Genomic DNA, 16,704 nt, shown 5'->3' with positions numbered 1-16,704 from the left:
ATTTAATCCTTTTTTTGGGTTACGCAAGCGAAATTTTCGTCGCTTCGATTATGATTTTTCCCTCTAATTCGTATTCGTAAATGCGCTCGCCAAATTTCAGCAATGCTTCATCAAGGCTCGAATTTAGCGCGACAAAATCCAAAATTTCATCGCTGTGCGAAAAGAGATTTTTGGGTTTTTCTTTTCCGCTAAATTTAGCCACAAATTTATCCAAATCGCTAATTAGCGTGGCGTCTTTTTTGGCTAAAAGCTCGTTGGTGCCGATACTCTCGTCGATTCTGTGTGGCAGGACAAAGACAGGAATCCCAAGCTCTCTTGCAATGCGCGCGCTTTGAAGTGAGCCTGATTTTGGCTCGGCTTGGGCTACGATTAGGGCTTGGCAGAGGGCTACAACTATGCGGTTGCGCTCTAAAAACTGAAAATTTCGCGCAGGCGTGCCGTCTTCGTATTCGCTCAGTGCGAGGGCATTAGCGTAAATTTTGCGTATCATATCCTCGTTTTGTTTGGGATAAATTTCATCTAGCCCGTTTGCAAAAACAGCAATCGTGCGCGAAAATGCGCCCTCATGCGCCGTGATATCGCAGCCAATCGCAGCCCCTGAGACCACGCAAATACCAGCGTTTGAGAGTTTTTGGGCTAATTTTGTGATTAAATTTTTGGTGTAAATGCTCATTTTGCGAGAGCCTACGATTGCGATTTTTGGCATATCTAAAAGCTCTAAATTTCCCTTGTAATACAGGGTTTTAGGCTCTGTTTTGCCCAGTCTGGATAGGGCAGGGATTTTGAAATTTAGCTTATTTGTAGTATTCATAAATTTCGCCTAGATAGATGACTTCGACGCCGTTTAAAATATCTGCGCTATTTTCTAGGGCGGTGAAGGTGGATTTTTTGGGGTGGCCGATAGCTATGGCAAAGCCCCTTTTCTGAGCGATTTGCACGGCTTTTTGTAGCATTTGGCGCACAGCTTTTACCTCGTCTGTGTTGTCGATAAAAACATCTCTATAAACATAGCGCAAATTTTGCCTTTTAAGCTCGTCGGGTGCCTTGGTCTGCGCGCTCGTGCGAGAATCGACGAAATAAAAATCGTATTTTTGCATGGCTTTGATTAAATTTCGCATCGAGGCTGAATTTGCCGTAAATTTCGAGCCCGTGTGGTTGTTGATAAATTTAGCGTGCGGGAAATCAGCTCTGATTTGCGCTAGAAAATTTTCGATTTCTTTGTAGCTATCGCCCACTTTTAGCGCCTTTACATCGTGAGCGAAGACCTCTGCCTCCATTGGCAAATGAATTGCGAAATTTTGCAAATTCTTAGCCAGAGCCGGGGTGTTTTTGTAATTTTTCGCCGGCGGGAAAATCGATGGCGTAACCTTTATCGGCAAAGCCTTGATACGCGCTATTTGCGCGCTTGTGGAGATATCGTCCATTATGATAGCTAGTTTTGGTTTTGAGCCTTTTGGCAGGGTTTTGGCTAGTTTATTGCTAGGGGCTGAAATTTTTGGCTCTGTTTTTTCCTGCGATTTTGGCGTGATTTCGCCTATACTTTGGGCTGCGATTTTGGCTAGTTCTTCCTCGATAATTTCCTCTTTTGTTTTTGAAATTTGGGTTAAATTTTGCTCTTTTATCTCAGGCAAAATTTGGGGGGCAGGTTTTGCCGCGCTCAAATTTTTATCTTTTTGAATTATGGGTTTTGAAATTTCGCTTTTATTCTCATCACGCGGGACTTTAAGCACAATTTTTGGCTCGTCTTTGAAAAATTTATTTAGCATGGCATACGAAAGAGCGGCGCAGGTAAAGCAAAAAATTGCGATTAAAATGTATTTTATGAAATTTGGATTGAAATTTAATAAGGGCGCGTTTTTGCGCCCTTTGGTGCGTTTTTTAGCCAAGATTAGTTTTTATCTTTGTCGATGATTTTGCCGCTTGCGATCCATGGCATCATACCACGAAGTCTCTCGCCTGTTTTGGTAATCAGCGCGTTTGCGGTCATATTGCGCTCTGCGTTCATTTTGACATAGCCAGCTTGGCGCTCTAAAATGAAGTTTTTCGCAAAAGTTCCGTCTTGGATCTCTTTTAGGATTTTTTTCATTTCGGCTTTTGATTGTTCGTTGATGACGCGTGGTCCGCTGACATAATCGCCAAATTCAGCTGTGTTTGAGATAGAGTATCTCATATCAGCCATACCGCCTTGATAGATCAAATCTACGATTAGTTTCATTTCGTGTAAGCACTCGAAATACGCCATTTCTGGGGCGTATCCAGCTTCTACTAGGGTCTCAAAACCAGCATTTATGAGCGAGCATAGACCGCCGCATAAAACTGCTTGTTCGCCAAATAGGTCTGTTTCGGTCTCGTCTTTAAATGTAGTCTCGATGATACCGCTTCTACCGCCACCAATCGCGCTAGCATAGCTTAGAGCGATCTCTTTTGCCTTGCCAGAAGCATTTTGCTCTACTGCGATTAGATCTGGGATTCCACCACCATTTACAAATTCATTGCGCACAGTGTGTCCTGGGGCTTTTGGCGCTATCATAATTACATCTATGTTTTTTGGAGCCTTGATTTGTCCGAAGTGGATATTAAATCCGTGAGCAAACGCGATCGCTGCGCCGTCTTTTAAATTTGGCTCGATTTCGTTTTTGTAAATTTCGGCTTGAAATTCATCTGGGGTTAGTATCATTATGACATCTGCCACTTTTGTCGCATCAGCTACGCTTAATACTTTAAAGCCCTTATCCTCGGCCTTTTTCCAGCTTGCGCCACCTTTTTTTAGTCCGACCACTACTTCTACGCCACTATCGCGTAAATTTTCAGCGTGAGCGTGACCTTGTGATCCAAAGCCAATCATAGCCACTTTTTTTGAGCGAATTAAATTTAAATCGCAGTCTTTGTCGTAATACACGGTAATTGCCATGAGCCATCCTTTTCAAAAAAAATTTTGCGTGATTTTAGCGCAAAAATGCTTTTATGTAGCTTTTTTGTGATATTATAAACGCAAAATTTATGAACGGAAAATGTAGATATGCAAAGCTTTATTAGCGAAAAAATCGCTTCAATGCCTAAATTTAACGATAAAATTTTAAAAATTTTAAGCTCATTTGAAAACGCTAGTAGCGATGATGAGGTTATTTTTCAGATTATGAATAACCCAGAATTTGAGAGTAGGATACTAGACTACGCATTTAGCACTTTTGCGCAAATTAGCATGGAAAAAACCCTTCCAAACGCCTTTAAATTTTATGGACGAGAGGGGGTTAGGGCGCTATTTTTGTTTAGTATTTTTAAGGGTAAATTTGAGCTAAATTTCGAGTGTTATAAGACAGATCGCGCTAGGTTTAATGAAATTTCGCTAAAAAGACATCTGTTTTTAAAAGAGTGGATTAAATTTTACCCAGAGATTTCGCCAGATATCCTATCTAGCGTGATTTTAATGGATTTTGGTAGAGTTTTTATCAGCGAGTATATCGCCAAGCACGATAAAAACAGCGAGTTTTATCTGCATATCAAAAACTGCCTTTTCCCGCAGGATTTCACCGATGTGGAAATGCGATTTACCGGTATGAGTAGAGAGAGCGTGGGGGAGGTTTTGTTTAAGCATTTTGGGCTAGAAAAAATCGCCAAAGACATATATTTTTCTGATTTAATCGACGAAGCGCCATTTGAGAGTGCGAGGCGATACGAAATGCTAAAAGTAGCCAAAACCGTAATGGGGATCTATCACTGCTTCGATGAGCGCAGTATCGATAATGCGCTAAATTTGCTAGTGGAATTTGGCTTGGAGCAAGAGGCGTTTTTCGAAGCTAAAATAAGGGCTGGATTATGAAGGAATTTTTAAGCTCGCTTAGCCTTGGAGTAGTGGAAAAAAATCTAAATTCTGACCAAAAAGAGCTAGTGCGAAATCTGCTAAATTTAGGCGCATTGAGCTCTCACAAAGGCAAAATTTATCTAAATAATAGCTATGTTTTTGGCAGGCTTGATATCGCGCGCGATGGGACTGGGTATTTGCAAAGCTACGATGATAGATACAAAAAAGATTTGATAATCGAAAACAAATACCTAAATGGCGTGCATTTAGGCGATATAATCCTAGCAAAAATTATCAACTCAAAAAAGGCTAGAATCCACGCAAAGGTGCTAATGTGCGTGAAACCTGCCTTTTCATCAAGCGTGGTTTATACGAAGAATTTCGGACGCGAAATTTTGGGCGTAAATGTCAAAACAGGCCTTGCAAATCCGCTCAAAGCCACGCAAAAATCGCTTAAAATGCTTCCACCTGGCACGCTTTTGAAAATTGATAATTTAAGCAATGAAATTTGCGAAGTTTTGGGGAATTTAGACGATCCGTGGGTCGATGAGAAAATTTCACTTGCGATTTATAACAAAAATGACGAATTTAACGAAGCCTGCAAGGAACAAGCCCTTAGCTTTGGCTCATCGGTCGATCCCGCGCTCTACCCAGATCGCGTGGATTTGCAAAATTTGAGCTTTTGCACGATTGATCCAATCGACGCCAAGGACTTTGACGACGCGATTTATTATGATAAAAAAAATCGCATAGTCTATGTCGCAATCGCCGATGTGAGCGAGTATGTCAGCGAATACTCTCCGATTGACAAGGAAGCGAAGGTAAGAGGGTTTTCGATATATTTCCCGCATAAATCCGTCCCAATGCTTCCGCGCGAGCTTAGCGAAAATATCTGCTCGCTAATGCCGAATTTACCGCGATTAGCATTTGTTTTTAAAATTTGCCTTGATGAAAATTTGGGCGTGATTAGCGAGGAGCTGTTTTCGGGCATAATCAAATCAAAAAGGCGTTTTAACTACGATGAGGTCGATGAGATTTTGCGCACAAAAAGCGGGTGCGAGAGCGAAATCCTAGACTGGCTGCTTCCGCTAAATGAGCTTTGCGAAAAACTTAGAGCGCAAAGATTAAAGCATGGATTTGACTTTCGCACAAAAGAACTTCGCATGAGTATCGATGAGGCGGGGCTTTTGAAATCGACTAGATTTGAGAGCGATACACCCTCACACAAGCTAATAGAAGATTGTATGCTTCTAGCTAACAAAGCCGCTGCCAAGCGCATAGAAACGGGCGTTTTCCGCAATCACGGCGCGGCTGAATTAAAGAAAATTTTCGCTTTATTGGACGATTTGGCGCTGTTTGGAATAGACGCGATTTATAAGCCAAATTTGGCAAAAATGATAGGCGAAATCCAAGCCCAAGCTGACGCGCTTGGCATGCGAGAAGAGGTCGATAAACTCATAATCAAAGCGCAAAAACGCGCCGAATACGGCTCAATTTCGCGCGGCCATTTTGGGCTTGGTTTTGATACATACACTCATTTTACAAGTCCGATTAGGCGGTATTCGGATCTGATTTTGCACAGGCTTTTAAAGGCGCAAAGCAGGGGTGATGAGAAATTTTATAATTACCTGCTTTTAAACATAGACGCGACTTGCGAGAGGCTAAATGAGCTAGAAAGAGAGGCTGATAAGGTCGCATTTGACTTTATGGATCGTAAATTTGCGCGCTGGGCGAGAGAGAATTTGGGGGCTAAATTTCGCTGCTATATCGACGAAAATGCAAATGTCGTAACTGCCAAACTCGATGATAAATTTAAGGGTGCGAAAATTTTTATTACAAATTTTACCGCCGATATTTTAACGCCAGTTTTGGTCGAAATCACAGACGCAAATATCGCAAGTGGCGTGATTATGGGAAGAGTGGTGAAAAAAATATAATGTATAAAAGAGATTTTGATGCTAGGATTGCTTCTGGAAATGTGGCGAATTTTATCTTGCTTCGAGGCGTAGATGACTTTCAAAACGAGCTTTATGCTTGGAGATTAAAGCAAATTTATGGGGCCGAAAATTTTATGAGTTTGTATTTTGGCGAGTATGAATTTAGCGTGGCAAAGAGCTTTTTGGAGCCATCGCTTTTTGGCGAGAGCAACACGCTTCATATAAAAACAAACTCTTGCATAAAAAAAGATGAAATTCGCCGTTTGATTGAGTATTGCAAAAACGACGAAAACAACCATTTAATCTACGAATTAAACGAGAGTGAGGGTGCGGCAAGTAGCGATTTTGTGCGGGAGTTTGGTGGAAATGAGGTGAGGTTTTTCCGCCCAAGCAGTATGAAGGAAGCCATGGGGTTGCTAGCGCAAAAGTGCGAAATGGTGGGGATTTTCGCAAACAGCGCCGCGCTAAATAGAATTTATCAAATCCACAACGAAAACCTAAATTTAAGCGCAGCCGAGATTGAAAAATTCGCAAATTTGGGGATTGAGCTAAATTTGGAAAATGTAAATGATATGGTCTATGGGCTGAGCGAGATAAGCTACGAGGAGCTTTTCGATAAAATTTTCACCCTTAGTGATTTTCGCAAGGATTTTTATAGATTGGCTCAAAATGGCGGATACAACGACATGGAGCTGATAAATCAATTTTACAGATTTTTGCATAGAATTTTTAAGCTTCATATCTCGATAAAAACCGCGAACAATTCCGATTTTAAGGTGATTTTCGGATACACTCCGCCGCCAAATATCGCAAACAAGCTAAAAACATACGCTCAAAGTTTAAATGAAAATTTATTTCGCAAAATTTTTATCCATTTAAATAAACTCGAATTTGCGCTAAAAAGCGAGAAAAATTTAATCAAAGATGAGTATTTGCTTGCCTCGCTTTTGGAATTGCAAAGAATTTTATCAAAGAAAAACTAGGCTAAAAAGCAAAGATTAAGTCAAAATTTTGTAATATACAGGTTGCATTTTTTGCAAAATCCTTGCCCGCAGATTACATTTGCGAGCTAAAAATCCATAAGGAGAATTTATGAGAAATTACGAGGTTTTATTCATTGTCAAGCCTACGCTGACTGATGATGAAGTAAAAACAAAAGTTGATTTCGTTAAAGAAATCATTACAAAAAATGGCGGAAATATCGCCTCTGTCATCGAAATGGGCGCACGCAAACTTGCCTATAAAATCGATAAATATGAGCGCGGTGTTTATTTTGTCATTTACTTTACTGCCGAGCCAAGCTTAATCGCTGAGCTAGTTAGAAATTTGCGTATCACAGAGGATATCATTAGATTTTTGACTGTGAAATACGAGACAAAACGCGAGGTTTTGGCATGGGAAAAATTAAGCAAAGGCATTAAACTTAGCCCAGCTAAAAAAGAGCGCGAACCACGCGTAGCACCTGAGGCAAAAGAACAAGCAGAGCAAACCGCTGAATAAAAGGATTTTAGATGTTTAATAAAGTAGTTTTGGTTGGAAATTTAACTCGCGATATTGAGCTTAGATATTTACAAACTGGCACCGCAATCGGTAAAACTGGCATTGCTGTAACTCGTAAATTTAATAGCGGAAATGGCGAAAAACGCGAAGAGACTTGCTTTATTGACATTGATTTTTGGGGACGCACAGCAGAAATCGCAAATCAATATTTAAGAAAAGGCTCAAAAGTGCTAGTTGAGGGGCGTTTGAAGCTCGATCAATGGCAAGACCAAAATGGTCAAAACCGCTCAAAACACAGCGTAGTGGTAGAGTCTATGGAAATGCTAAGTGCTCCACAAGGTGGAAATGGCGGAAACAATAGCTACGGCGCAAATAGTGGAAATTACGGAGCAAATAGCGGTAATAGTTATGGTGGCGGATACAACCAACACTCAAACTACTCTAACCCAAATCGCCAAAGCTCTGGCGGATATGGCGCGAACCAAACCACACAAAATCACTATGAAGCACCGAAAAAAGAGAGCTATGAGAGCCAAATTCCAGAATACGATGTTGATTCGGACAAATATGACGAAGGCAACGATACAATTCCATTTTAATTAAGGAAAAACAATGGCAGAAAAAAGAAAATATAGCAGAAAATATTGCAGATTTACAGAGGCTAAAATCGAATTTATCGATTACAAAGACACAGGGTTACTAAAATATTGCCTTTCAGAGCGTTTTAAAATCATGCCAAGACGCCTAACTGGCACTAGCAAAAAATACCAAGAGATGGTTGAGAAAGCAATCAAACGCGCTCGCCAAGCAGCTCTTATCCCTTATGTCGTAGATCACAACGAAGTCGTTACAAACCCATTTGAAAATCTATAATTTTGCTTAGGTTAGGATTTTTCCTAGCCTATTTTTTTCTCTTTTTTACTCTACTTTCAAAAAGTCTTTGTCTATTTTTAGCTGTTTTACTAAATCCAAAATAGCGTAAATTTCATCGTGGAAATACGGCATATCCAGCTTGAAAAAGTTAAATTTCAAATCATTTAATGCTTTTTGCGAATTTGCATTTTTGCGCAAAAATACGAAATGTGCCTCTTCCTTGTCGATTAAATTTAAATAAGCAATCGCAGTCGAGTCTGTGCGCAAAATCTCGCTATCAATTAGCACGATATCGGCCTTGTAAATGCGGTCTGCTAGGTGTGTTTTGAGATTTTCCCAGGTGTTGTTTGGCACTACATTACAACCAGTGCTATCTAAAAAATCCTTCAAATCATCGAAAATTTCTTTATCTTTGTGCGCGATTAAAATTTGATAATTGTATTTTTTGCTTCTAAGTCTGTTTTCTTGCTCCAAATACGAGCATTGAGCGTGCAATTTGATATGGGTTCCGCCATTATCGTTGCTTAGCTCCGCGATTTTGCCGACATCGCCTATGCTTTGTTTGGCTTTGGAAATGTATGGGTCGTTTATGACTTTACCGCTTATGAGGGCAGTTTTTAGGTTGTGGATATATGTGGTGCGGATCTCTTTTTTGACGCTGATATCGACTAAGAGTTGCATCCTTGATAGTCCTGGCTTATCATCTCGCACGGAAAATACGATTTTTATAAGGGTAGGGTCTTTGACATTTTGCAAGAAAAATAGGCAGATATGGTAAATCGCATTTGAGAGATTTATCACATATCCGTCATAATAGCGTGGCGCGTCTGGCGGGAATTTGATAAAGACCGAGCTATCGTATCTGCTACACTCTTCGAATAAAATTTCACTTTGAAATTTAAGCGGTTTTAAGATATCGACTTGATTTATCGGGATAATTTTCTTTTTTACAGGTTTTATTTCGACTGGCTCTTTTTTAGGGAAAATATCGCCCTTATACGCCCTGCGCCTAAGTGCCTTGCGAAATACGATTCTATACACCAAAACTAATGCCAAAAGCCCTAAAATCCCAAGTAACGCGTAATCTTTAATCATAGTATTATCATCCCGTCGCCATAAGAATAAAATCTATACTTTTGCTCCACTGCTTCGCGGTAAATTTCAAGGGTCTTTTCAAGGCCGATGAAGCTAGCAACCAGCATAATTAAAGTAGATTTTGGTAAGTGAAAATTTGTAAGTAGATAATTTTGCCTAATAGGCGGATTATTTGGGTGCAAAAACAGCTCGCAAGCCCCACATCTCGCGCCATTTCGTGCGAAATTTTCCACAGTTCTAGTAACCGTAGTGCCTACACCTAAAATTTTTTTATCGCTTTTTAAAATACCAGCCGTATCTTGCGCAATGCTGTAAAATTCGGAGTGCATTTTATGCTCTCTTAAATCCCTTGCTTCAACCGGCTTAAATGTCCCGGCGCCCACATGCAGGGTAATGTAGTAAATCCCGTGATTTGCTCTAAGCGAGCTAAGCATTTCCTCGCTAAAATGCAGGCTCGCAGTCGGAGCTGCCACAGCACCAGCTTCGCGCGCGAAAATGCTTTGATACCAGCTCTCATCGTCTTTGGTGTCTTCGCGCTTGATATATGGCGGTAGCGGGACATGGCCGATTTCATCAGTGAGAGCGAAAATTTCGTGTGTGCCAAGCGCGCGATTATCACGGCTAAACTCCACCACTCTAAGCCCATCTTCACAGCATTCTACGACCCGCGCGCGCAAATTTTTATCAAAAACTAGCTCGCTACCCACGCTTACTCGCCCTCTGATATATGCGCTAAATTTATTATCATTTAACGGCGAATTTAGCAAAAGCTCAATCTTGCCGCCGCTTGATTTAGCCCCGAAAATTCGCGCTTTTATGACCTTGGTATCGTTAAATATAATCTCACAAGGTGGCAAAATTTCAGCCAAATCGCCAAATTTAAGGTGTGAAATTTTATTTTTTTCTCTCTCATAAACCAAAAGCCTTGCGCTCTCTTTTGGCATTAGCGGGGCGTTTGCGATTAAATTTGGTGGCAGGTGGTAATCATAGCTATCTACTAAATTTAGATCCATTACGCCTCTTTTACTGCGCCTTGTGCGCTTTTCTCACTCTCTTCGTTCTCGTCTGCCTCGTCCTCGTCATCGCCTGCTTTGTATGGATTTACCATTTTTGCGATGAGGATTGAAAGGGCGTAAAGCACGATTAGCGGGCCAGCTAGCATGAATTGGCTCAAAACATCAGGTGGTGTCATAATCGCGGCAAAAACGAAGATTATAACAATCGCGAAACGGAAAAAACTAGTCAAGCTTTTGTTTGTGATAAGCCCTAGTTTGGCTAGGAAAAATGTAACTACTGGAAGCTCAAAACTAATGCCAAAAGCCACAACTAATTTTGTAAAAAACCCGACATATTCGCCGATTTTAAGCATAGCAGAGTATGCCTCGCCACCGAAATTTATCAAAAAGTTAAAAGCTACTGGAATTACGAAATAATAACAAAACGCAGCCCCTAAAAAAAACATCACACTAGCGCTTAGCACAAATGGAATTACATATTTTTTTTCGTTATCATATAGCCCTGGGGCGACGAAAAGCCATGCTTGCCAGAAAATTATCGGCATAGAGAGCAAAAGCGAGGTAAAAAACGAAACCTTCATCGCTGTAAAAAAGGTTTCGCCAAGTTGGGTGAATACGACTTTGCCGTCATCTGGAAGGACTTTGACAAGTGGGGCTTTCATAAAATCTAAGATTATTTCCCAATAATTAAAGCATACGACAAACATAAGAATTACCGTGATTACGCAGATAACTAGGCGTTTGCGAAGCTCGGCAAGGTGTGGTTTTAACTCTTCGAACATATTTTACTCTTTTGAATTTTGTGTTGGATTTGAATTTTGCGCTTGCGGGTGTGCTTCTGGCTGCGCCTGCGGGTGCGCTTCTGGCTGCGCCTGCGCTTGCGCCGAATTTGGCGTAGAATTTTGCGCTAAATTTTGCGTAGAATTTAGCGAATTTTCCGCTTCATTTAGCGTGGTATTAACAGAGCTTTCTATATCGCTTAGCCCTGCATTTAGCGTATCTTTGACAGAATTTAGCCCGCTTTTTATCTCGTCAAGCTCCTCGAAAGTAAGCTTTTTGCGCATGGTTTCTGTGGTTTTGCTAATGCTTTCTTTGTATTTTTTGGCGTCCTCTTTGAGCTCGGCTATGCGGACTTCTTGGTCGAAAGTGGCCTTTGCGTCGTTGATTGATTTTTTGATGACTTTGAAATATTTTGCAATCTCAACTAGCGCGCTAGGGAGCTTTTCAGGGCCTAGGGCGATGACTGCGACGATTAAAATTATCGTAATTTCAGGGAAACTGATACCAAACATTAAAATTCCTAAACAAAAAGATTGCGTATTTTAGCTAAAACTTCATTAATCTTAAATTTAATGCTCGCTCACAAATAGGGCGATTTCGTCGGCTAGCAAGAAATTTGGATTGTAAAAAACGCCGTTTTTGAAATCCAGCTTGCCCTCTGCGCTTAGAATTTGGGCGTTTTTAAGCTCTCTTTCGCGCAAAATTTCGCCCCTCACGCCTAAAAACGAGCGAAATCCAAGGAAAATTTTCTCCAAAATTTTATCCTCTAAGCTTAAATTTTCCACGCTTTTTGCAAGCGGATTTTGTATGTATTCTTCGATACTGCCTGCGCCGCTGTATCGCACGAATCCGCTCGTGCCCACAGCGTGCGCGCCAAATCCAGCGTAATCCTCGCCACTCCAATACGCCACATTGTGCGCGCAACGCCTGCCAGGCTGGGCGAAATTTGAAATTTCGTATTGCGTAAAGCCTAGCTCGCTAGCTTTTTTAAAGAAAAATTTAGCCAAATTTTCATCATCTCTGGCAAACTCTGAGCGCCCAAAAAATGGCGTGCCAGGCTCCAATGTAAGGGCGTATGCGCTTAGATGCGTTACTTTCGCGCGCGCAAACTGTGCAAGCTCAAATTCTAAATTTTGCTTATCATCAAATTTGCTAGCATAAATCAAATCCAAATTTATATTTGAAATTCCCGCGTTTTTGGCGTTATCCACGGCCTTGAAAATTTCATTTTTTCCGTGTGCGCGACCTAGAAATTTGAGTTTTTCATCATTGAAACTTTGTGCGCCAAAACTTATGCGATTTACGCCAAATTTTCGCATTTGCTCTATCCATTTGGGCTTGGCAGAATTTGGGTTTGCCTCGGTTGTAATCTCGGCGTTTTGGGCGAAATTTGGCGAGAGTTTTTCAAAAATCTTTTCATAATACTGCGCCGATACCACACTTGGCGTGCCGCCGCCGATAAAAAGGGTTGAAATTTTGAAATTTTTATTTTTTTTAATGAAATTTGAAATTTCGAAATCCAGCGCGTCAAAGTAGTTTTTAGCTAATTTAAATGCGTCCATGCGTGAGCCAAACGCGCAATACGGGCACTTTGAGGTGCAAAACGGGATATGAATATAAATATGCAAAATTTCTTCCTAGCCAAATTTAAAGGGCGAAATTTAGCAAAAATTCTTTGAATTTTAGCCAAATTTATACCTATTTTCGCTAATATTTTGCAAATTTTTTTCAAAGAGCTAATATGGAGAAAAATTACAGACCAAATGTCGCAGCTATCGTGCTTGCGCCTTCGTATCCGTTTAGTTGTGATGTGCTTATCGCCCAGCGCAGTGATATACGCGGGGCTTGGCAGTTTCCCCAAGGCGGTATCGACAAGGGCGAGACGCCAAAAATGGCGATTTTACGCGAGTTAAAAGAAGAGATAGGCACAGATGATGTCGATATCATAGCCGAGTGTCCGCAGTGGCACAGCTACGATTTTCCAGAGGCTGTGGCGCAAAAAATGCGCCCATGGGACGGGCAAATGCAAAAGTATTTTTTACTAAGATTAAAAAGCCTAAAAGGGCTTGATATCAAAACGCATAAGCCTGAATTTGATGATTTTAAATTTGTAAATGCAAATCAAGTTTTAAAGCATGTAAATCACTTCAAAAAGCCGATTTATGCGCTTGTTTTAAAATATTTTAAAGAGGAGGGATACCTTTAATGCTTATAGTTCAAAAATACGGTGGCACTAGCGTAGGCACATTAGAGCGCATAGAAGCGGTTGTCGAGCGCGTGATAAAGACTAAAAACGAAGGCCATGATTTAGTCGTAGTTGTATCTGCGATGAGTGGCGTTACAAATAGATTGGTCGAGTATGGAGAGTATTTTACAAAAGATCTAAACACTCGCGAAATGGATATGATGCTAAGTGCTGGCGAGAGGGTTACTAGCGCGCTTTTAGCACTTGCACTAAATGCAAAAGGCTACCCTGCGGTGGCGTTTTCTGGCAGACAGGCTGGTATCGTAACAGATACAATGCACACCAAAGCTCGTATTAGCTTTATCGATCCGACTAACATGAATAAAGCCATAAAAGAGGGCAAAATCGTCGTAGTAGCGGGATTTCAAGGCATTACCGAAGAGGGCGATATCACTACTCTTGGTAGAGGTGGAAGCGATCTATCTGCTGTGGCGATAGCTGGGGCGATAAATGCTGATACATGCGAAATCTACACAGATGTCGATGGAGTATATACGACAGATCCACGCATTGAACCAAAGGCGAAAAAGCTCGATAAAATCAGCTATGAAGAGATGTTAGAGCTTGCTAGCATGGGAGCTAAGGTTTTGCAAAATCGTAGCGTAGAGTTAGCCAAAAAGCTTAAAGTAAATTTGGTAACTAGAAGCAGTTTTAATAACAACCAAGGAACACTAATAACAGGAGAAGAAAATATGGAAGACGCAGTAATCAGCGGAATAGCATTAGATAGAAATCAAGCAAGAATCACAATCAGAGGCGTAGATGATAGACCGGGCGTTGCGGCTGAGATTTTTTCATCTTTGGCGCAAAAAGAGATAAATGTAGATATGATAGTCCAAAATATCGGCATTGACGGAGCGACAAATTTAGGCTTTACGATTCCACAAAACGAAATGGAACCAGCCCTAGAAATCATGCGCTCAGTAATTTCTAATCCAAAATGCGTAATCGAAAGCGATAATGAGGTCGTAAAGGTCTCAATCGTGGGTGTGGGTATGAAAAGCCACAGTGGTATCGCTTCGCTAGCGTTTCGCACACTAGCAGCCGAGGGTATCAATATCCAAATGATCTCAACTAGCGAGATTAAAATTTCGATGATTGTGGCTGAAAAATACGGCGAGCTAGCAGTTAGAGCCTTGCATAAAGCATATAATTTGGATAAATAATGCAAGATTTATACACTTGGAGTGCTAAAACTCTGCAAAACGAGCGAGATATGGAGTGGCTCGAAAATCGCAAAGAGCACTGGATACCGCTATTAGCGACAAAAATGCGTCTGCTATATAGCGGGTATTCGTTTGTGGTGATGTGCGATGATGAGAGAAGGTGGTTTGGCGAATATATCGTCAGCAAGATAAACGATAGCAAAAACACCAGACCGCTTCTGCCATTTTTCGAGTTTTCATCGCTTTATAACCAAGAGATTACCTCCCAAGAACAGGTCGCTTTGCTAAATGATATGCTCTCGCTCTCATTTAGCAACGGCTTCATTTATTTTTACATAGGCAGGGGCGATCACACTTACGCCAAAATAGCCAAAAGCCACGAGGACAGCTATTTGTGGCTCATCGACGAGGCATTGCCAAACAGCTTTCAGCTAAGCGAAAACGATGAAAGCCTAGATATCAAACTGCTTCAACTCTTTAAAATTTTAAACAAAAGTATCGACGCGGTGCTTTTTGGCGAAGTTGTGCTTTGAAACTCATTAATCAAATTTTTATAACGAACGATTATGCGGGTTTTAAAGCAAAAATTCTATCTGAATTTTCCCCTAAAAATTTGCGCTTTTTCGAAAGCGATGAGCTTAAAATCGACGAAGCTAGAAAGATAATCGACGAAGCCTATATCGCCGAGGTAGAAAACAAAATCATCGTAATTAGCGCGGTTAAATTTCGCGACGAGGCGCAAAATGCGCTTTTAAAAATCCTAGAAGAGCCACCGCGCAATACCATATTTTTCCTCGTTGCGCCCTCGATTACACTGCTGCTGCCGACGATTAGATCTAGGCTAATGGTGCAAAATTTGCTTGGCGAGAAAAAACGCGAGCGCACGGGACTAAATTTGCGAAAAATAGATTTGAGGCAGATTGATGCGTTTATTAACGAGTGCATAAATAAAGAACGCGTTGGCTCGCTCGATAAATTCACCCTAAAATCGCTTGTCATGCAACTTGTCATCGAGTGCTTCGAAGCTGGGATTAAATTTAGCCAAGCCGAGCTAGAACACATAAACAAGCTCGTCTATCTCATCGAACACAACGCCAAATCCCACGCTGTATTGCCACCGCTATTTTTGATAATCAAAGGCAAATAATGAAAATTTTTAAAATTTCAAATAGTGCCGATTTTATGGCGCTTTGCGCGCGCATTAATTGCACAAAAGAGGGTGCGAAAATCATGCGCAAAAAGTCAATTCTGAACTTTTTTTATATCAAAGATTTACGCACCCCTGCGGCAAATATCTTAAAGCAAGATGCCCTTAGCATAGGCGCAGAGCTCGTAACGGCTGAGCATGTGATCACAGGCGGAGCAAACTCAGACGCGCTTTTGATTGCAAACGATAAGCAGGTTGAAATTCTCTCAAAAAAAGAAAAAGCGCAGGATTTTGGGCTAAAAAATTTGGCGCAGTTTTTGGGGCAAAATTTCAAAAAACCCAAAATTTGCGAGATTATGGGGGTTTTAAATCTAAATTTCGATAGTTTCAATCCCGCTTCTCGCACCCAAAATTTAAACGAAGCAATCACAAAAATTGAAAAGATGATTGAAGATGGAGCCGATTATATCGACATTGGCGGGGTTAGCTCGCGCCCTGGAAGCCAGTATTGTGGCGCAGATGAAGAGTTTGCGCGCATTAATGGCGTAATAAGCGAAATTTATAGGCAAAATTTACACGAAAAGGTCAAATTTAGCCTTGATAGCTTTGATGAATACTGCGCTCGTTTCGCGCTAGATCACGGATTTAGCCTTATAAATGATATTAGTGCAAATTTAAATTTAATCAGTGTTATCAAAAATTACGGCGCGAAATACTGCCTAATGCACATGCAAAACTCGCCACAAAACATGCAAAATTCGCCACATTACGATGATTTGATTAGCGAGATTGATGAGTTTTTCGCGCGAAATTTGGCGCAAATCGTCCAACTTGGCGTGGAAGATGTGATTTTGGATGTGGGGATTGGCTTTGGCAAAACGGCCGAGCAAAATTTGATTTTAATCAAAAATTTAGAGCATTTTTTGCACCACGAAAAACCGCTTTTGGTGGGGGCTAGTAGAAAAAGCGTGATTGATTTTTACCACAAATCAAGCGTGGAAGAGAGATTGTCTGGGTCTTTGTATTTGCATTTGCTAGCAGCGCAAAATGGCGCAGGTATCATCAGGGTGCATGATGTGAAAGAACACAGGCAAATGCTGGATTTAAAATCGGCTTATGATAAAATTTTGTTGTGAAAATGGC

The 16,704-nt window shown here is 40.9% G+C and carries 19 protein-coding genes; 11 read left to right on the top strand and 8 right to left on the bottom strand.

Annotation, left to right across the window (positions count from 1 at the left end; translation table 11 throughout):
* Positions 1 to 19: 19 nt before the first annotated feature.
* Genes OFN91_RS02505 through ilvC form a run of 3 tightly spaced genes read right to left on the bottom strand, consistent with a single transcriptional unit; the run spans position 20 to position 2,911 of the window.
* Entirely contained in the window at positions 20 to 811 is a 792-nt protein-coding gene (locus OFN91_RS02505; RefSeq protein WP_270873152.1) for a DNA-processing protein DprA, read from the bottom strand.
* On the bottom strand, positions 795 to 1,886 hold the full coding sequence (locus tag OFN91_RS02500; RefSeq protein WP_270873151.1) for a divergent polysaccharide deacetylase family protein: 1,092 nt from the start codon (positions 1,884 to 1,886) through the stop codon (positions 795 to 797). The genes OFN91_RS02505 and OFN91_RS02500 overlap by 17 nt, the downstream gene beginning before the upstream one ends.
* 2 nt (positions 1,887 to 1,888) lie before the next feature.
* Positions 1,889 to 2,911: a ketol-acid reductoisomerase gene (ilvC, locus tag OFN91_RS02495; protein WP_270861900.1), complete on the bottom strand. Its 1,023-nt coding sequence runs from the start codon at positions 2,909 to 2,911 to the stop codon at positions 1,889 to 1,891.
* Between the two features lie 108 nt (positions 2,912 to 3,019).
* Between ilvC and OFN91_RS02490 the strand changes: the two genes are divergently transcribed.
* The 6 genes from OFN91_RS02490 to rpsR all read left to right on the top strand — a co-directional run bounded on the left by OFN91_RS02490 (position 3,020) and on the right by rpsR (position 8,112).
* The gene (locus OFN91_RS02490; protein ID WP_270873150.1) at positions 3,020 to 3,820 is read left to right on the top strand and encodes a hypothetical protein; all 801 of its coding nucleotides are present in this window, start codon (positions 3,020 to 3,022) and stop codon (positions 3,818 to 3,820) included.
* Positions 3,817 to 5,739, top strand: a complete 1,923-nt coding sequence (locus OFN91_RS02485; RefSeq protein WP_270873149.1) for an RNB domain-containing ribonuclease — start codon at positions 3,817 to 3,819, stop codon at positions 5,737 to 5,739. The genes OFN91_RS02490 and OFN91_RS02485 overlap by 4 nt, the downstream gene beginning before the upstream one ends.
* The gene (locus OFN91_RS02480) at positions 5,739 to 6,722 is read left to right on the top strand and encodes a DNA polymerase III subunit delta (protein ID WP_270873148.1); all 984 of its coding nucleotides are present in this window, start codon (positions 5,739 to 5,741) and stop codon (positions 6,720 to 6,722) included. Before OFN91_RS02485 ends, OFN91_RS02480 begins: the two co-directional genes overlap by 1 nt.
* 109 nt (positions 6,723 to 6,831) lie before the next feature.
* Positions 6,832 to 7,239 (top strand): 30S ribosomal protein S6, encoded by a 408-nt coding sequence (gene rpsF / locus OFN91_RS02475; protein WP_270859105.1) that lies wholly within the window; start codon positions 6,832 to 6,834, stop codon positions 7,237 to 7,239.
* An 11-nt stretch (positions 7,240 to 7,250) separates the two neighbouring features.
* Positions 7,251 to 7,838, top strand: a complete 588-nt coding sequence (locus OFN91_RS02470; RefSeq protein ID WP_270873147.1) for a single-stranded DNA-binding protein — start codon at positions 7,251 to 7,253, stop codon at positions 7,836 to 7,838.
* 13 nt (positions 7,839 to 7,851) lie between these two features.
* Positions 7,852 to 8,112: a 30S ribosomal protein S18 gene (gene rpsR / locus OFN91_RS02465; RefSeq protein ID WP_270859103.1), complete on the top strand. Its 261-nt coding sequence runs from the start codon at positions 7,852 to 7,854 to the stop codon at positions 8,110 to 8,112.
* Between the two features lie 45 nt (positions 8,113 to 8,157).
* On the opposite strand, the gene OFN91_RS02460 is transcribed toward rpsR, so the two are convergent.
* Genes OFN91_RS02460 through hemW form a run of 5 tightly spaced genes read right to left on the bottom strand, consistent with a single transcriptional unit; the run spans position 8,158 to position 12,631 of the window.
* Positions 8,158 to 9,207 carry a hypothetical protein gene (locus OFN91_RS02460; protein WP_270859102.1) on the bottom strand — a complete coding sequence of 350 codons (1,050 nt, stop codon included), beginning with the start codon at positions 9,205 to 9,207 and terminating at the stop codon, positions 8,158 to 8,160.
* Entirely contained in the window at positions 9,204 to 10,220 is a 1,017-nt protein-coding gene (gene queA / locus OFN91_RS02455) for a tRNA preQ1(34) S-adenosylmethionine ribosyltransferase-isomerase QueA (protein WP_270873146.1), read from the bottom strand. The genes OFN91_RS02460 and queA overlap by 4 nt, the downstream gene beginning before the upstream one ends.
* A complete protein-coding gene (gene tatC / locus OFN91_RS02450; RefSeq protein ID WP_270873145.1) occupies positions 10,220 to 11,005 on the bottom strand; it encodes a twin-arginine translocase subunit TatC in 786 nt (261 codons plus the stop codon). Before tatC ends, queA begins: the two co-directional genes overlap by 1 nt.
* Before the next feature lie 3 nt (positions 11,006 to 11,008).
* Complete coding sequence (gene tatB, locus OFN91_RS02445; RefSeq protein ID WP_270873144.1) at positions 11,009 to 11,515, bottom strand: Sec-independent protein translocase protein TatB; 507 nt, start codon at positions 11,513 to 11,515, stop codon at positions 11,009 to 11,011.
* 57 nt (positions 11,516 to 11,572) lie between these two features.
* On the bottom strand, positions 11,573 to 12,631 hold the full coding sequence (gene hemW / locus OFN91_RS02440) for a radical SAM family heme chaperone HemW (RefSeq protein ID WP_270873143.1): 1,059 nt from the start codon (positions 12,629 to 12,631) through the stop codon (positions 11,573 to 11,575).
* A 113-nt stretch (positions 12,632 to 12,744) separates the two neighbouring features.
* Between hemW and OFN91_RS02435 the strand changes: the two genes are divergently transcribed.
* From OFN91_RS02435 to folP, 5 genes are read left to right on the top strand one after another with little or no spacing between them, the layout of a single operon-like run.
* Positions 12,745 to 13,209 (top strand): RNA pyrophosphohydrolase, encoded by a 465-nt coding sequence (locus tag OFN91_RS02435; protein WP_270859098.1) that lies wholly within the window; start codon positions 12,745 to 12,747, stop codon positions 13,207 to 13,209.
* Positions 13,209 to 14,414: an aspartate kinase gene (locus OFN91_RS02430; RefSeq protein ID WP_270861890.1), complete on the top strand. Its 1,206-nt coding sequence runs from the start codon at positions 13,209 to 13,211 to the stop codon at positions 14,412 to 14,414. Before OFN91_RS02435 ends, OFN91_RS02430 begins: the two co-directional genes overlap by 1 nt.
* Positions 14,414 to 14,947, top strand: a complete 534-nt coding sequence (locus OFN91_RS02425) for a HobA family DNA replication regulator (RefSeq protein WP_270861889.1) — start codon at positions 14,414 to 14,416, stop codon at positions 14,945 to 14,947. The genes OFN91_RS02430 and OFN91_RS02425 overlap by 1 nt, the downstream gene beginning before the upstream one ends.
* Positions 14,944 to 15,561 (top strand): DNA polymerase III subunit delta', encoded by a 618-nt coding sequence (locus OFN91_RS02420; protein WP_270873142.1) that lies wholly within the window; start codon positions 14,944 to 14,946, stop codon positions 15,559 to 15,561. The genes OFN91_RS02425 and OFN91_RS02420 overlap by 4 nt, the downstream gene beginning before the upstream one ends.
* Entirely contained in the window at positions 15,561 to 16,697 is a 1,137-nt protein-coding gene (folP, locus tag OFN91_RS02415; RefSeq protein WP_270873141.1) for a dihydropteroate synthase, read from the top strand. Before OFN91_RS02420 ends, folP begins: the two co-directional genes overlap by 1 nt.
* Positions 16,698 to 16,704: the final 7 nt, after the last annotated feature.

This window comes from Campylobacter sp. JMF_08 NE1 (assembly GCF_027737875.1).
Taxonomy (GTDB): Bacteria; Campylobacterota; Campylobacteria; order Campylobacterales; family Campylobacteraceae; genus Campylobacter_B.
This window is presented reverse-complemented; position numbering and strand designations above follow the sequence as displayed.

Bases quoted from the DNA above. Each gene is read 5' to 3' on its own strand.
- folP (WP_270873141.1), top strand. From the start codon at position 15,561: ATGAAAATTTTTAAAATTTCAAATAGTGCCGATTTTATGGCGCTTTGC.
- OFN91_RS02460 (WP_270859102.1), bottom strand. From the start codon at position 9,207: ATGATTAAAGATTACGCGTTACTTGGGATTTTAGGGCTTTTGGCATTA.
- ilvC (WP_270861900.1), bottom strand. From the start codon at position 2,911: ATGGCAATTACCGTGTATTACGACAAAGACTGCGATTTAAATTTAATT.
- rpsF (WP_270859105.1), top strand. From the start codon at position 6,832: ATGAGAAATTACGAGGTTTTATTCATTGTCAAGCCTACGCTGACTGAT.
- OFN91_RS02435 (WP_270859098.1), top strand. From the start codon at position 12,745: ATGGAGAAAAATTACAGACCAAATGTCGCAGCTATCGTGCTTGCGCCT.
- OFN91_RS02490 (WP_270873150.1), top strand. From the start codon at position 3,020: ATGCAAAGCTTTATTAGCGAAAAAATCGCTTCAATGCCTAAATTTAAC.
- OFN91_RS02425 (WP_270861889.1), top strand. From the start codon at position 14,414: ATGCAAGATTTATACACTTGGAGTGCTAAAACTCTGCAAAACGAGCGA.
- OFN91_RS02430 (WP_270861890.1), top strand. From the start codon at position 13,209: ATGCTTATAGTTCAAAAATACGGTGGCACTAGCGTAGGCACATTAGAG.
- tatB (WP_270873144.1), bottom strand. From the start codon at position 11,515: ATGTTTGGTATCAGTTTCCCTGAAATTACGATAATTTTAATCGTCGCA.
- OFN91_RS02485 (WP_270873149.1), top strand. From the start codon at position 3,817: ATGAAGGAATTTTTAAGCTCGCTTAGCCTTGGAGTAGTGGAAAAAAAT.
- queA (WP_270873146.1), bottom strand. From the start codon at position 10,220: ATGGATCTAAATTTAGTAGATAGCTATGATTACCACCTGCCACCAAAT.
- OFN91_RS02505 (WP_270873152.1), bottom strand. From the start codon at position 811: ATGAATACTACAAATAAGCTAAATTTCAAAATCCCTGCCCTATCCAGA.
- tatC (WP_270873145.1), bottom strand. From the start codon at position 11,005: ATGTTCGAAGAGTTAAAACCACACCTTGCCGAGCTTCGCAAACGCCTA.
- OFN91_RS02470 (WP_270873147.1), top strand. From the start codon at position 7,251: ATGTTTAATAAAGTAGTTTTGGTTGGAAATTTAACTCGCGATATTGAG.
- rpsR (WP_270859103.1), top strand. From the start codon at position 7,852: ATGGCAGAAAAAAGAAAATATAGCAGAAAATATTGCAGATTTACAGAG.
- OFN91_RS02480 (WP_270873148.1), top strand. From the start codon at position 5,739: ATGTATAAAAGAGATTTTGATGCTAGGATTGCTTCTGGAAATGTGGCG.